This is a genomic window from Rhodocytophaga aerolata, from assembly GCF_030503435.1.
Lineage (GTDB): Bacteria > Bacteroidota > Bacteroidia > Cytophagales > 172606-1 > Rhodocytophaga > Rhodocytophaga aerolata.
This window is the reverse complement of the sequence record NZ_JAUKPO010000030.1, coordinates 14,808-29,587: the sequence shown is the minus strand read 5'-3', so window position 1 is coordinate 29,587 and position 14,780 is coordinate 14,808. Positions and strand designations below refer to the sequence as shown.

The following is a 14,780-nucleotide window of genomic DNA, read 5'->3' as shown; positions in this document are numbered from 1 at the left end:
TTTAGAATCTCCAAAAGAAATAACTGCATGGGAAACCTCAGTTTTAGAAGATGGTTACAGAGAAATTCTAAAAAATTTAAGAAAATGTAATGGACTCCTCCTGTAACAGAAAAAGTAGGATAAGCCATGCCCACAGCCAGAAGAGTTACAGTTGAAGTAGCTAATATAAAATACGTGTTATTTTTTGAGAGTTAGCTTCAAGATCACTGTTTCCTGTAACTGATCCAATGGGAGAATGTTTCCCTGTTCATCCATACTTCTGAGCTGGCTGTTGGCTATAAAATAAAATGCATTGCCAACAACAACCCCAGTGGTTGGTATCTTCTCAAAAAGGGGATGGTTTGCTTCCAGAACGTCTACTTTAGTAAGGCCATTATACGTTGGATTGAGGTGCATTTGTATTATTCGCTGAGGCATTACTCCATTCTGAACCCCGATTAATGAGTTATCATATACAGATAACCCATCAATACCAGCAATGGTTGTATTTTCCGGGTGAGTCATTTCAGCGGAAGTGCCCTTACTCAGGTCGGCAACCGAAATGCCGGCAAAGTGAGCAATATATAATTTACTGCCGTCGGGCGACAGGGCTATGCCATTGGGGTAAATAAATATTCCGGGTTTGATAAAGATTTCCAGCTGATCGGTAGCTTTAGGAATTTTATACACCGCTCCTGCTTCACTATTGGTGGCATACACATCTCCATTTTTCAGAATTACCAGGTCGTTTAGCAGTTGCTTTTGCTGGCCACCCGGCAGCAGGTATTTCTTCAATAGCTTTTGGTTAGTGAGGTCATACTTGAATATGGCTGAATTTCCACTGGTATCTCCGCCAAGAGCAGCATTGCAAACCCAGAGTACCCGGTTAGCCACATCTACTTTCATACCTAATACACCCAATAAGCCCTCTTGCCCTTCAGTTGTAAAATCACTTGCTTTTCCCTGTGCATCCAGCCGGATAATTTTCCGTTTGTAGATGCTCCCGACAAACCACTGTTCTTGTTGAGCATCATAAGTGATTCCTTCCAGAACCAGGTCTTTTTCAGAGATAACAAACGCTTGGGTACTGGAATATTTGGAAAACACATTTTTATCGAACGCTTTTTTTGCCTGGGCAAACAAGGCTGACTTTCTAAAGCTTTCAAAATCGGGATCGGTGGAAATAGGATAAGCTAGCCCCATAGCTGCTAACTTATTCAGGATGGTTGATGCTTCTTTATGTTTTCCAGTTAATGTGTAAGCACCAGCCAACTGATAGAGCAAAGCTGGTTGCTTGCTCTGCGGGTCTACAACCTTGCTTAGATTTTCAGCATACAGTGAATAGTTTTTAGCAGCATAGGCCTGCATGGCCTGTTCATAATACATAAATGGATTATCGGCTGCCAGATCTTGCCCTTGCGAAAAAAATGTACAACTGCTCAGTAGTAAACAAACAATTGCTTTCAGCAGCCTGATTTTCGGATACATGAGAAATATACGTTAGCAAGACAAATGTTATAGATTTTACAAGCAATTACGTTTAATATACCTAACCTGCCACTAACAACAAAATACATTTACACCCAACTTACTCAGAGGTTTTTCTTTTTTAGTTCACTCACCGCATAGTCCGCTGCTCTGGCCGTAAGAGCCATATAAGTTAGTGAGGGATTCTGTGTAGAGGTAGATGTCATGCACGCTCCATCGGTAACAAATACATTTTTGCAGGCATGAAGGGCGTTCCATTTGTCCAGAAGGGATGTTCTGGGATCTGTGCCCATGCGTACGCCACCCATTTCATGAATATCGGCTCCGGGCGCATGTTTAGAGTCACTGGTTTTGATGTTGGTAAATCCGGCTTTGGTGAACATCTCAGTGAACTGTTCCTGATAATCTTTTACCATTTTGTCGTCATTTTCTTCCCAGTCGACCGAGATATGCAAAAGTGGAATGCCATAGGGATCTTTCTGGCTGGCATCCAGGCTTACAAAGTTGGTTTCTTTGGGTATAGTCTCTCCCATCATCCACGAACTGACGTTCCAAGGGCCAAGTGTGGGATTTAACAGGCTTTCTTTTAAGGAAACTCCTATCCCCTCGCGGTTCTGGTTGGTGCCCCGCCCGGCAGAGAAACCAGCTGCATAGCCGCGTAGAAAATCAGTCTCCTGTTTATGTACATTGCGGAATCTGGGAAAATAACTATGATTAGGTGTGCGTCCGTCGGTAGTAGTATCCTGGTAACCGTCGTATTGGGCAGTTATTCTGGCCCGGTAGTTATGCCAGGCAATATGCTTCCCTAATAACCCATTATCGTTGCCTAATCCTTGCGGAAAGCGGGAAGAAGTAGAGTTTAACAGAATAAGGTTCGTATTCAGGGCTGAAGCATTAACAAAGATGATACGTGCATAATACTCACTCATTTGTTTAGTGTTGGCATCTATTACCCGGACACCACTGGCTTTGCCTTTCTTCTCATCGTATATAATCGAATGCACCACCGCATGGGGCTGTAAGGTCATGTTGCCTGTTTTGGCAGCCCAGGGTAAGGTAGAGGCATTGCTGCTGAAATAGCCCCCTAACGGACAACCCCTGGAACACAATGTCCGGTGCATGCACTTTGCCCGCCCCTGTTCAAAATGAATAGGCTCCGGCTTGGTAATATGGGCACAACGTCCCTGAATGAGTTGACGGTCTTTGTAATGTTTGGCAAGTTGTCCCTGAAAATACGTTTCTACACAATTCAATTCAGTAGCAGGCAAAAATTCACCATCAGGTAATTGAGGCAACCCATCTTTATTTCCTGAAATTCCGGCAAATTTCTCTACATGACTATACCAGGGAGCCATATCTTTGTAGCGGATAGGCCAGTCTACCGCAAACCCATCCCTGGCCGGGCCTTCAAAATCAAGGTCGCTCCATCGCTGCGTTTGCCGGGCCCACAACAGGGATTTCCCGCCTACCTGATAGCCCCTTGTCCAGTCGAAGGGTTTATCCTGCACATAGGGATGTTCAGCATCTTTGACTACAAAATGCATGGTAGCTTCACTGAACAAGCCTCTTTTCTGACCAATTAAAGGGTTTTGCTTCCGGAGTTCCAGTGGAACCTGACCCCGGTGTTCGAACTCCCAGGGGTGCATGTTAGCTGTCGGGTAATCTTTTATATGCTCTACATTGCGGCCTCTTTCCAGCACCAGGGTTTTCAGACCTTTTTCTGAAAGTTCTTTAGCCGCCCAGCCCCCGCTGATACCCGACCCGATGACAATGGCATCATAGGTCATTTTTTTTACTGCATCTATTGTAAAGTTTGCCATATCCGCCTGAGAGGTTTATTTGGTAACCACCGGAACACAACCATAATAATGGCCAGGTACCATGGTATACTTCATGTGTTTGGTTAGTACATATTCTGAACTCATGTATCCTTGTATGGTAAGGTCTTTGGTCAGTTTAAAGAAATCGGCTACCGGTTGATCAGCAGAATTTTCCATCTGGGTAAGAACCTCCATCCGTTGATCTGCGCTACAGGAGTTGAACGGTTGACTATACTTTTTTCTGGCTAGTTCCTCAGTTACCTGAAGCCCTTTAATCATGTTTTGCTGCACTTCCTCTTCATAGCAATCGTTTACCATTTTCTGAACAAATGTGTGTACGTTCAAGGATCTGGCTCCGGGGATATCTGTTTCGGGAATAATGGTTTCTACTACGCTTGCCAGAAGTGCATCCTGCTTAGCAGATAAATAAGAGTTGGTAGTTAGGCTCTGACTACTCCATCCATTGGCCCAGGCAGGCAGGGTGACTAAACCGCCTACCACAGTTGCCATATGTTGAAGGGCTATGCGTCTTTTCATAAGTAGGTAAAAATTGAAAGGTATATTAAATGAAATCCGGTACGTGATAAACAGATAAATTCAGCCATCTTATTAACATCCTTGAAAGAATATACCTCTATCTGCCAGGATTCTTAAATTACACATTCTTCCTTAATAATTACTAACCGCAGGGCAACTAATAGTTGCATGTAAATCAGATTGCTGTTTAGTATAAAGCCTAAATAGCTTGCCCCTGCTGCGCCTATTAAGAAATAAGAAGTTCAGGCGTATGTCGTATATTACTTAGTTAGTGATTGAAAAATACTTTCCAGGCTGTTTTCTTCCTGTTTAAGCCCAACCAGAGACCAGTTATTTTCAGCAGCCAAACGGAACACGAGCGAACGGATATCGGTACTACCAGAAGTAAGAACTTCATATTTCCCTCCTCCTCTGGACGTAACCGCCTGAACATCTGGCAAACTGCTTAGTTTTTCGGTGTCTATTTCGTGGCTGAATTCGATAAACAAGGTTTGTGACCCTTTCTGATACTGATATAAATCCCGTACCGGGCTGTCGGCTACAATTTTACCCAGGTTAATAATTATTACCCGGTCGCAGATAGCTTCCACTTCCTGCATAATATGGGTAGAAAAAATGACTGTTTTATTTCTCCCAGCCTCTTTGATTACCTGGCGAATCTCTACGATCTGGTTAGGGTCAAGGCCGGTGGTTGGCTCATCGAGAATTAATACTTGCGGGTTGTGTATCAGAGATTGGGCCAGGCCAACCCGCTGGCGGTATCCTTTGGATAAAGAGCCTATTTTTTTTCCTTGCTCGCGGCCCAAACCGCATAAGTCTATCATTTCGCTGATCCGCTGCTTCAGGGTAGCTCCTTTCATTTTATGCACTGAGCCAATAAACTGCAGGTATTCATGCACATACATATCCAGATACAAAGGATTGTGCTCTGGCAAATAGCCGATGTTGCGCCGGACTTCCATTGGTGATTTTACTACATCATGTCCACAAACCTGTACCTGTCCGCTGGAGGGAGGCAGATAACAGGTAATAATTTTCATGGTAGTGGATTTACCTGCTCCATTGGGACCTAAAAAGCCTACTACTTCTCCTGGGTTTGCCTCAAAGGTTATTCCATCTACTGCTTTTTGAGAGCCATATATTTTTATTAACTGCGAAATATGTACGGACATGAATGAATATACTGATTAGTGAGTCGACTTAGTAAGCACGTGTCCTTCAGGAAGTTCTACACAAAAGGCAACAGGCAATATTCTATTATTTTTCAAAGAAAGTCAAAATTAGCAAATCCATTGAATAATATGTCTGAATAATTAGCTAAGCAGACTTGTAATTGTTATAAAATCCAATAAAATAATGCAAGATCACCAAAATGTAAGTAATTGTTAATGTACAATTTATCTGACTCTTTACCCTAAATTTGGCAAATATTCGTACCTTTGCGGCTCAATTTAAAAAAGTAGAATGCAAAGCATCAGAAATATTGCCATTATTGCACACGTTGACCATGGCAAAACTACACTGGTAGACAAAATTATTCATGCCTCCAAGATTTTCCGCGAAAATCAGGAATTTGGTGACCTTATCCTCGATAATAATGACCTGGAACGGGAACGAGGAATCACTATTGTAGCCAAGAACGTATCTGTCCGGTATAAAGACGTAAAGATCAATATTATAGACACCCCAGGCCACGCCGATTTTGGAGGTGAAGTAGAACGGGTTCTGAAAATGGCCGACGGCGTACTGCTTTTGGTAGATGCCTTTGAAGGTCCTATGCCGCAAACCCGGTTTGTGTTGAGCAAAGCCATTCAACTAGGGTTGAAGCCGATTGTTGTAATTAATAAAGTAGATAAAGAAAATTGCCGCCCGGACGAAGTACATGAATCAGTGTTCGATTTAATGTTTAACCTGGAAGCTAGCGAAGAGCAGTTGAATTTTGTGACCATCTATGGTTCCTCCAAACAAGGATGGATGAGCACCGACTGGCGGAAACCTACTGATAATATTATTCCGCTGCTGGATGCCATTGTAGAAAATATACCTGCCGCCCCCTTTATAGAAGGTACACCTCAAATGCAGATTACTTCCCTGGATTATTCTTCTTTTGTAGGCCGTATAGCCATAGGCCGTGTATTCAGAGGAACACTGAAAGAAGGCGCATTTATGTCTTTGTTAAAAGCCAATGAGGTAGTAAAGAAAGTACGCATTAAAGAATTGCAGGTATTTGAAGGCTTAGGTAAAATAAAAGTGGCCGAAGTAAAAGCTGGTGATATTTGCGCTGTAGTGGGCCTGGAAGATTTTGAGATTGGTGATACGCTGGCAGATGCAGAAAAGCCAGAACCATTACCCAGAATTTCTATTGATGAGCCTACCATGAATATGCTCTTCACTATTAATACCTCTCCTTTCTTCGGAAAAGAAGGCAAATATGTAACTTCCCGCCACTTAAGAGATAGGCTTTTTAAAGAAGTAGAAAAGAACCTGGCTATGCGTGTAGAGACCACCGATAGCGAAGATAAATTTTTGGTATATGGACGGGGAATTCTGCATTTATCTATCTTAATAGAAACCATGCGCCGCGAAGGGTACGAATTGCAGGTAGGTCAGCCACAGGTAATTTTTAAAGAAATTGATGGGGTACGGCATGAGCCAGTAGAAACGCTGGTGGTAGATGTACCTGAGGAATCGGCCGGTAAAGTTATTGAACTGGTGACACAACGGAAGGGTGAACTGCTGGTGATGGAGCCTAAAGGCGACTTACAGCACCTGGAATTTATTATTCCTGCCCGTGGAATTATCGGTTTACGGAATAACGTACTTACCGCTACTGCCGGTGAGGCTATTATGAACCACCGGTTCAAAGCGTATGAGCCTTATAAAGGCAACATTCCAGGACGCATCAATGGCTCGCTTATTTCTATGGAAACTGGTGCAGGAACAGCCTACGCTATTGATAAGTTACAGGACCGGGGCTTCTTCTTTGTTGATCCGGGTGAAGAGGTATATATGGGTCAGGTAATTGGGGAGCACAACCGCCAGAATGATATTGTGATAAACATTCAGAAAGGCAAGCAGCTTACAAACATGCGTGCTTCAGGGTCAGACACCAACGTGCGGATTACACCCAAAATCCAGTTCTCTCTGGAAGAAGCCATGGAATATATCCAGAAAGATGAATACCTGGAAATTACGCCAAAATCTATCCGGATGCGTAAAATCTACCTGGATGAGAACGAACGTAAACGTATGGAAGCAAAAGCCAATTAAAACTTCTCTGTATAAGTAATAAAAAAGCCAGATTCAACGTCTGGCTTTTTTATTATCTTCCGTTAATAGAAAAACTTTTATAGGCTATTTTCACTTTACCGCATGTAGAAGTCTGTTATCTATAAAAAGGAAAAACCATGAAAATTGAAGTAGAGGTACCCGAAGAACTGCTGGCAAAGCTAGGGAAAGAAGCCATAGAATCGTATTTAGCTAGAAAAGCAGAGAGTTTGTATGTAGCATTACAAAATCAATCTGCTGAGGAAAGTGACATACCTACCGAAGATGTGGAGGCAAGAGATAAAGCCTGGCAAACATTTAACAAACGGGGAATGTCCTGCTGAGGTAGAAATCCTTTATAGGCAATAAATTTTGAAGGCCATTCTTACAATAATTTCTTTACCATCCGGTAATGCTGAATTTCATTGAAGAGCAAATAGGTTTTCTCGGTAACCTGGTAGTTAATTTTTTTATAGAAAGGCACCGCATTTTCACGGGCATCGAGTACTACTTCTGTTGCACCCTTTTCTTTAGCTACCTTCTCCAGATACTCCATTAGCAGTTTACCTACTCCCTTTCCCTGGGCTTGCTGGGCTACGGCTACAAACCTAACCTGTGCTGTTTGTGGCGAGTTAAATTGAAGCCGTGCAACTCCCAGAATTTCCCCGGAATCGGCCAAAACCATTGCGTGAATACAGGAATCCTCCTCTGTTGTTACCTCACTACCTTTGGGCTGTCCCCAGGGTTTACGTAAGATTTCCCAGCGTAACTGATAATATCTATCAAAATCCTGCTTCGATTGAGGCGAAGTTACTACCATCGTTAATCATTTTTAGTCAAAAAATCTAGGTAAATCAGCATTTTACATGAAAATGATAAGGTTTGGAAATTTTTTATGCTAATTTTCTACTTCGGTATGATTTCTTTTTAATAGTTTTAAATTTTGTTACATTGTGATCATAATTTAGATTTACCTTAGCGTGTAAATATACAACCTTACATCATTATATATACTCCTTTTAAATTAATTACTGAATAAGTGCTATGGCTAAATTAAAAAACATAATAAAGCAACTTTCACAGGAAGATTACAAAGCTATTTACGATTCTTTGATGACAAGTAACGCAGAAAAATCTGCCTACCTGCTGAAGTTTATGCGTGAAAAGCAATTGTCGGATAGCAAGATTATGGATGAATTGGAAGTAAACACCAATGCATATTATACCCTCCGCTCCCGCCTCAATCAGAAAATAGAAGAATACCTACTGCAGCAAATGGAAAGTCCACGGACCGACCTTTTGAAAAAAGTAGCCAATATCAATGAAATAATTTTCACTAAAAAAAGAGCTATTGCAGTAGCTACTTTAAAGAAATTAGAGAAAGAACTGTTAGACTACGATTTGTCTAACGAGTTAACAGTTATCTACAAAACGCTCAAGAAACTGCATATCAATACGCCTGAGTTATTCAATTACTCACAGCTCTATAACCGTCACGTAGCCTATATGCTGGCCGTAGATAAAGCAGAAGACTTGCTGGCCGAATACTTCAAGAAATACGGTTTATATACCTTATCTGGCACTCCTACCGAGAAACTAGAATTAACCCTGTTACACCGGGAAATGGACAATGTATGCCGCTTGTACCAGTCTCACCGCTTGTATGTATATCAGCATTGCATGAGCATTTTCCACCGCTTATTTGTGGAAGATGAAATAGAGTCTCACAAGGACGACATGGAGCCAATTGAGGATATCCTGGCTAATGTAGAAAAGATCTTTACGCAGTATAGCCTGGATTCTATTTATTACCATTTGAAACTGGTATTTGAATTCCTGAAATTAGAGTATTATACACACTACAAAGTATATAAAAAGGCTGAGAAATACTTTGATGAGGTAAACGATGCTGTAAGTACTTTGCTTACTAACTATAGTTTATATACCTATCCTTCTCAGTTCCTGTTTACGAAAGTAAACCGCCACATCCGCACAGATACAGAGCATTTGATGTATGAGGAAAACGACGGGTTATTCCAGGACTTTGAGATTGATACAAATGATCTGCCAAAATACATTTCCTATGTAACCTACCGGGCTTTATCCTGCTACTATGCCAATAAGTACGATGAGGCTTCTAAGTGGATCAACAATTTGCTGAATGACCTGAGTTTGAAACGTTTCCCACAAGCACAGCTAGAAGTAAAACTGTTACTTGCCTTGCAATACTGCTTATTAAACGACTACGAATTGTTCAGCCAGTTATTGAACAGCATTCAGCGCCAGATCCGTATTTTGGGAAAAGACAACTGCGAGAGAATGTTGTTATTCACAAAAATACTGAAGACTTCTCTGTACGACAGCAAAAACGGAAAAGCAGCTAAAATCAGAAGCCTGGTAGAAAAGCTTGCCAAAACCCATGAAAAAGGCTTCTCTATTACCAATTACATTAAAATGGACGAAGGCTTTATCAACAGATTGACTTCTTAATTACACTTGTATATTTAACCATAGCCACAAAGGTGCTGTATATATTACAGCACCTTTTTTATTGCAGAAAGTAAAGCCTATAAAACAAAAAAGCCGGAATATATTTCCGGCTCGTGTAGATAAAAATCAGATAAATATATTAGATACTTAACTTTGACAGGCTGTCTTGGGTAAGCGGCTTATTTACATATTTTTTTACGTAATCATACTTTTTAGACTTATTCATATCCTGTGGATTAATAGAAGAAGTAAGCATAACTACACTGCAATATTGTTTAGTTTCTTTGGAGAGTTTATCAAACTCATCTAGAAACTGGAAGCCATCCATCAATGGCATATCAATATCAAGAAAAATTATTTCAGGTAAACAGCCGGGTACGGAAGCTGCAATTTTTTCCATGTTTTTTAAGAATTCAATTGCACTTTTTCCACCGGTATGAGTAAAGATATTTTTACATATATTAGACGATTCGATAATTTTCTGATTGATCAAATTATCAATCTCATTATCGTCTATCAACATAATGGTATTGTACTTAGTCTTTTGCTCAGGCATACTTATGATTGATAAAGTTGAGGTATATTTTTTTTAAAGGTAACTGATTTAAAGATATAAAATGCAACAATAAACGCAAAAAAAAATATTTTAGGCAAGGTAAGATTATGGTGCAATTTCAAATTTTATCCCCTGTGCCAAAGGCATTGTCTTGCCATAATTGATCGTATTTGTCTGCCGGCGCATATAGAATTTCCAGGCATCTGAACCTGATTCACGCCCGCCTCCCGTCTCTTTCTCCCCACCAAAAGCTCCTCCAATTTCTGCACCGGACGTGCCAATATTTACATTTGCAATTCCACAATCTGAACCTGAAGAAGCTAAAAATGCCTCTGTTTCTTGTAAATGCGTAGAAAATATTGCAGAAGACAATCCCTGCCGCACACCGTTCTGTAATGCAATAGCATTTTCTACAGAGCCTTCATAGCGGATAAGATATAAAATAGGCGCAAACGTTTCTTCTTGTACAGTTAAATAATGGTTTTCTGCTTCCACAATGGCAGGCTTTACATACGTTCCCGAAATATACGCACTTCCTTCCAGGGAGTTACCACCGGTCAATAGCTTGCCTCCTTCTTGTTGTACTTTTTCCAGAGCCTGGGTGAATGATTTTACTGCCTCTTTATCAATTAGCGGCCCAACCAATGTGCTCTCCTGCAAAGGATTGCCAATAGGTAGCCGGTCATAGATTTGAAGCAATCTTTCCTTTACCTGATCGTATACATCGGCATGGACAATAAGGCGGCGGGTAGTCGTACACCGCTGTCCGCAGGTACCCACAGCGCCAAAAACGGTGGCTCTCACAGCGGATTCAATATTTGCCTGTGGTGTAATAATTATTGCATTATTTCCTCCAAGCTCTAACAAGGATTTCCCAAGTCTGCCAGCCACTGCTTTTGCCACCTGTTTGCCCATGCGCGTAGAGCCCGTTGCTGATATAAGGGGCACTCTTTCGTCTTCCGCCATCTGCTGCCCTATTCTGGCATCTCCAATGATGAGGCTGAATACACCTTCAGGGACATTATTTTCTTTCAACACCTTGCTAATAATCTGCTGGCAGGCAATAGCCGTTAACGGTGTTTTTTCCGAAGGCTTCCATATGCATACATCGCCACATACGGCAGCCAGCATGGCATTCCAGGACCATACGGCTACCGGAAAATTAAATGCTGAAATAATACCTACAATTCCTAGAGGATGGTACTGTTCATACATCCGGTGATCAGCACGTTCCGAATGCATGGTAAATCCATGAAGCTGGCGGGATAAGCCAACAGCAAAATCACAGATATCAATCATTTCCTGGACTTCTCCCAGGCCTTCCTGCAATATCTTTCCCATTTCCATTGTCACCAGCTTGCCTAACATTTCTTTATGCAGCCGCAATTCTTGCCCAATCTGCCTTACTACCTCTCCCCGTTTGGGAGCAGGTACGTTGCGCCATTGAACAAAAGCTGCTTGTGCCTGTTTTACAACTTGCTCGTAATCTTCTGCACTGGCCATACATACAGAAGCAATCAGTTTTCCATCAATAGGCGAATGAATTGCTTTTACCTCACGTTCCTGAGTAGTTCCCCAGGTAAGGCCGGTACTAAAGGATGGATTAAGGGAGCGGATTTGTAGCGATTCCAGGATGTTGTGCATAGAATAAAATAGTTAGCTGGTTTACAAAAATAAAAAAACTCTTTAAATACCAGAGAATTTAAAGAGTTTAAAGGTTTTACCGGATAAATTATTATTGTTCCACAGCCCGGTATGCTTTGGTTCCGTCTGGATATACGCCTTCAATGAGGAAAGGGCCTTTTATATTTTTTATGGCTTTGGTTACATCGGCAGCCGATTTCACTGATTTTTTATCTACATGCGTTATAATAAATCCTTCACTAATGCCGGCATCTTTAATTTTACCAGACCCAAGCCGGGTAATTCTCACGCCATTTTCAATATTCAATTTCCGTTTTTCGTCAGCAGCAACAGGTTCTAGTTCGGCCCCCAGTATACTCTCCCGCTTCTCAATTTCACGCTTTACAACCGTTGTCCGGCCCATACTATCTTTCAATACTACATTCGTATTCATCTCCTTGCCATTCCGCTCATAGGTTACTTTTACCTTATCGCCCGGCCGGTACGTAGCTACCAAGCCCTGTAACTCGGCCGATGTATTGACTTCAATGTCATTTATTTTTTTAATAACATCGCCGGTTTTCATGCCGGCTTGTTGTGCAGCACTGCCTTCATTTACTTCATCCACATACACCCCTTTCAAAGACTTTAATCCTTTTTCTCTGGCAAAATCAGCATCAATGTCTTGCCTGATTTTTACGCCTAAGAGCGCTCGCTGTACTTCTCCGTATTTCAGCAAATCATCCATTACTTTTTTGATTAAAGTAACTGGCACGGCAAAAGAATAGCCCTGGGAAAAACGGGTATTGGTAGCAATAGCTGTGTTAATACCTACCAGTTTACCTTTCAGGTCTACCAACGCTCCACCGCTATTTCCTGGGTTTACAGCCGCATCTGTTTGTATAAAGGATTCTATTTGCATGCCATTTTTATCGCGCAGAATATTAATATTTCTGCCTTTGGCGCTTACAATTCCGGCTGTAACCGTAGAGGTCAGATCAAAAGGATTACCAATGGCTAATACCCACTCTCCTACTTTCAGATTATCAGAATCGCCATAGTGAATAAAAGGCAGGTCTTTGGCCTCTATTTTTACTAGAGCCAGATCTGTTGTGGGGTCGGTACCTACCACGGTACCTTCGTAGCTGCGTTTATCATCCAGAATAACCCGGATTTTGCGGGCATCTTCTACTACGTGGTTGTTAGTGGCAATGTACCCGTCAGCAGAAATAATAACCCCGGAACCTGCCGACTCTCTTGGGCCCGGATTGCCAAATTGTCCGCCAAACGGGCTGCCATGAAAGTCTTTAAATAAACCTTCCAGGTCTTCATCTTCCGATTTGCCATAGGCTGTAGCTTCATAGGATGTTTTAATATGTACTACTGCCGGACGAACCCGTTCAGCCGCATAAATAAAATTCAGCCCTTCAGGCACGGTGAAGGAAGTATCGGCGAAGTAGCTTGAAAAGCGTACGTTTTGCTTCTGTTCAAAAGATTCTTCTTTTTTATCTTCATTGAAAAATCTAAAACCTGCCAGGGCAATAAATCCGCCCAATACAGAAGCCAGCAAGAGCCCCAGAATAAATTGTGTTTTGCTCATTTGATTAGATAATAGATGATTAATAAGGCTAAAGCCGAAATCTGCCTTAGGTTTAACAATGTATAGTATGTATTTGTAAGAAACTTTTTCAGGATGTGAATAGTAAAACGAAAAACTATAAGTGCTTGTTTTAAAAATGCTTTTTAAGCAGTAAAAACTTTTTAAACAAACCCACTACCTGCTAACTACACCTTTTTCGATTACGGCAACCTTAATTTACCGAATTTACTTTTTTGTTCCAAACTTCTCTATCCATAAAGCGGACACAATAATTCAAAAACACTTACCGCTAGCATAGAACATATCCTTATCTTTTTCAACAATCAAAATAAGGCTGATTTATGGGCTAATTGCAGGGATTTATGGCAAAAATTTTTAAGATTTTTTTTGTGTAATTAAAAATAACGGGCTATTATTGCACACCGATTTAAGAGACACTCTTCCTTAGCTCAGTCGGTTAGAGCATCTGACTGTTAATCAGAGGGTCCCTGGTTCGAGCCCAGGAGGAAGAGCTTAAAAGTCAAGCAGTTATAAGATAAAACTTGTAACTGCTTTTTTGTTTTGTACATTTTCAGCAATTAAATGCGTATAGCCTTAAAATTGGCTTGCAAAAGAGTTTTCTTATCTATTTATTCACATGTATGCATTGTTTGTTGACTTACACATATCAACAGAAGTAGAAGATAATTAAAAATTGTCATTTCAAGGATTACTAAGGCGAGAGCCGATGGGAACCAATGTAGTTGAAGAAATCATTTTGATGTTACCGATACTGTCTAAAGAGATTCCTCCTCCCCTCGGAATGACATTGGCTAAAAGATATTTTAATTTAAATCAGTTGAACTGCTTAATTTTATAAAAAATGAGCTTATGAAACAGCCATTAGTACACAGGACACTTACCAAAGAAGAGTTTTTAGGCTTATTAAAAGAGGCTTTTGCTATTGATGCCCGCTTAGGTGGATATGTTGTAGGGCGGTCTCACGAAGAAGGTGGAATAAAATGTTTTATAGAAACGGAGGAGGGATTCGAGCTGATTGCAGAAATAGAAGGAGGAGAATATATAATAAATGGTGGCGGGGCTTCCCAATTTGAGAAGGAATTAGCTTCTTTAAATGCCATGTATGCGAGTGAACCTGCTTCAGCAGAGTCTCTGGCCATTAGTGAATATTCGACTGTGTACAATACCAGGGGCAGCCAGGAAAAACTTTTGTGGGTTTCAGGCGGAGGTTTTATTATGAATAAATATGCTACCCGGCAATACTTTCAAATCATAGAAAAAATAAACTTCAGTTCCAATCCTCTTAGGCTATACGATACATAGAAAAAGATTATTGCTACCTGTATCGATGGTAACCAGCAATGGTATAACTACTATTACTTTTTGAAAATTATTATATGTACGTTGGTATCTGGTCTTA

Annotated in this window: 12 protein-coding genes and 1 tRNA gene; 5 read left to right on the top strand and 8 right to left on the bottom strand. The window is 41.0% G+C overall.

What is annotated here, in order from left to right:
* Positions 1 to 177: 177 nt before the first annotated feature.
* From Q0590_RS29340 to gldA, 4 genes are all read right to left on the bottom strand, one after another.
* A complete protein-coding gene (locus Q0590_RS29340) occupies positions 178 to 1,467 on the bottom strand; it encodes an SMP-30/gluconolactonase/LRE family protein (protein ID WP_302041216.1) in 1,290 nt (429 codons plus the stop codon).
* 104 nt (positions 1,468 to 1,571) lie between these two features.
* Positions 1,572 to 3,287, bottom strand: coding sequence for a GMC oxidoreductase (locus tag Q0590_RS29335; RefSeq protein ID WP_302041215.1), 1,716 nt, complete (start codon positions 3,285 to 3,287; stop codon positions 1,572 to 1,574).
* A 15-nt stretch (positions 3,288 to 3,302) separates the two neighbouring features.
* Positions 3,303 to 3,824, bottom strand: coding sequence for a gluconate 2-dehydrogenase subunit 3 family protein (locus Q0590_RS29330; RefSeq protein ID WP_302041214.1), 522 nt, complete (start codon positions 3,822 to 3,824; stop codon positions 3,303 to 3,305).
* A gap of 260 nt (positions 3,825 to 4,084) precedes the next feature.
* Positions 4,085 to 4,996, bottom strand: a complete 912-nt coding sequence (gene gldA / locus Q0590_RS29325) for a gliding motility-associated ABC transporter ATP-binding subunit GldA (protein ID WP_302041213.1) — start codon at positions 4,994 to 4,996, stop codon at positions 4,085 to 4,087.
* A gap of 292 nt (positions 4,997 to 5,288) precedes the next feature.
* Between gldA and typA the strand changes: the two genes are divergently transcribed.
* Complete coding sequence (typA, locus tag Q0590_RS29320) at positions 5,289 to 7,094, top strand: translational GTPase TypA (RefSeq protein WP_302041212.1); 1,806 nt, start codon at positions 5,289 to 5,291, stop codon at positions 7,092 to 7,094.
* Positions 7,095 to 7,231: 137 nt separating this feature from the next.
* Positions 7,232 to 7,435: a hypothetical protein gene (locus Q0590_RS29315; protein WP_302041211.1), complete on the top strand. Its 204-nt coding sequence runs from the start codon at positions 7,232 to 7,234 to the stop codon at positions 7,433 to 7,435.
* Positions 7,436 to 7,476: 41 nt separating this feature from the next.
* Here the strand turns inward: Q0590_RS29315 and Q0590_RS29310 are convergent, their stop codons facing one another.
* Positions 7,477 to 7,911, bottom strand: coding sequence for a GNAT family N-acetyltransferase (locus tag Q0590_RS29310; protein WP_302041210.1), 435 nt, complete (start codon positions 7,909 to 7,911; stop codon positions 7,477 to 7,479).
* A 224-nt stretch (positions 7,912 to 8,135) separates the two neighbouring features.
* Between Q0590_RS29310 and Q0590_RS29305 the strand changes: the two genes are divergently transcribed.
* The gene (locus Q0590_RS29305; protein WP_302041209.1) at positions 8,136 to 9,581 is read left to right on the top strand and encodes a hypothetical protein; all 1,446 of its coding nucleotides are present in this window, start codon (positions 8,136 to 8,138) and stop codon (positions 9,579 to 9,581) included.
* 139 nt (positions 9,582 to 9,720) lie between these two features.
* Here Q0590_RS29305 and Q0590_RS29300 read toward each other — a convergent pair whose 3' ends face one another.
* The 3 genes from Q0590_RS29300 to Q0590_RS29290 all read right to left on the bottom strand — a co-directional run bounded on the left by Q0590_RS29300 (position 9,721) and on the right by Q0590_RS29290 (position 13,360).
* Entirely contained in the window at positions 9,721 to 10,137 is a 417-nt protein-coding gene (locus Q0590_RS29300) for a response regulator (RefSeq protein WP_302041208.1), read from the bottom strand.
* A 105-nt stretch (positions 10,138 to 10,242) separates the two neighbouring features.
* Entirely contained in the window at positions 10,243 to 11,781 is a 1,539-nt protein-coding gene (gene amaB / locus Q0590_RS29295; protein WP_302041207.1) for an L-piperidine-6-carboxylate dehydrogenase, read from the bottom strand.
* A gap of 91 nt (positions 11,782 to 11,872) precedes the next feature.
* Entirely contained in the window at positions 11,873 to 13,360 is a 1,488-nt protein-coding gene (locus Q0590_RS29290; RefSeq protein WP_302041206.1) for a Do family serine endopeptidase, read from the bottom strand.
* 438 nt (positions 13,361 to 13,798) lie between these two features.
* On the opposite strand from Q0590_RS29290, the gene Q0590_RS29285 reads away from it, so the two are divergent.
* Together Q0590_RS29285 and Q0590_RS29280 are read left to right on the top strand one after the other, a co-directional pair.
* Positions 13,799 to 13,872 (top strand) — tRNA-Asn (locus tag Q0590_RS29285).
* A gap of 358 nt (positions 13,873 to 14,230) precedes the next feature.
* Entirely contained in the window at positions 14,231 to 14,683 is a 453-nt protein-coding gene (locus tag Q0590_RS29280) for a hypothetical protein (protein WP_302041205.1), read from the top strand.
* The last annotated feature ends 97 nt before the right edge of the window (positions 14,684 to 14,780 follow it).

Coding starts and splice junctions, on each gene's coding strand:
- Q0590_RS29340 (WP_302041216.1), bottom strand. CDS start 1,467: ATGTATCCGAAAATCAGGCTGCTGAAAGCAATTGTTTGTTTACTACTG.
- Q0590_RS29335 (WP_302041215.1), bottom strand. CDS start 3,287: ATGGCAAACTTTACAATAGATGCAGTAAAAAAAATGACCTATGATGCC.
- Q0590_RS29330 (WP_302041214.1), bottom strand. CDS start 3,824: ATGAAAAGACGCATAGCCCTTCAACATATGGCAACTGTGGTAGGCGGT.
- gldA (WP_302041213.1), bottom strand. CDS start 4,996: ATGTCCGTACATATTTCGCAGTTAATAAAAATATATGGCTCTCAAAAA.
- typA (WP_302041212.1), top strand. CDS start 5,289: ATGCAAAGCATCAGAAATATTGCCATTATTGCACACGTTGACCATGGC.
- Q0590_RS29315 (WP_302041211.1), top strand. CDS start 7,232: ATGAAAATTGAAGTAGAGGTACCCGAAGAACTGCTGGCAAAGCTAGGG.
- Q0590_RS29310 (WP_302041210.1), bottom strand. CDS start 7,911: ATGGTAGTAACTTCGCCTCAATCGAAGCAGGATTTTGATAGATATTAT.
- Q0590_RS29305 (WP_302041209.1), top strand. CDS start 8,136: ATGGCTAAATTAAAAAACATAATAAAGCAACTTTCACAGGAAGATTAC.
- Q0590_RS29300 (WP_302041208.1), bottom strand. CDS start 10,137: ATGCCTGAGCAAAAGACTAAGTACAATACCATTATGTTGATAGACGAT.
- amaB (WP_302041207.1), bottom strand. CDS start 11,781: ATGCACAACATCCTGGAATCGCTACAAATCCGCTCCCTTAATCCATCC.
- Q0590_RS29290 (WP_302041206.1), bottom strand. CDS start 13,360: ATGAGCAAAACACAATTTATTCTGGGGCTCTTGCTGGCTTCTGTATTG.
- Q0590_RS29280 (WP_302041205.1), top strand. CDS start 14,231: ATGAAACAGCCATTAGTACACAGGACACTTACCAAAGAAGAGTTTTTA.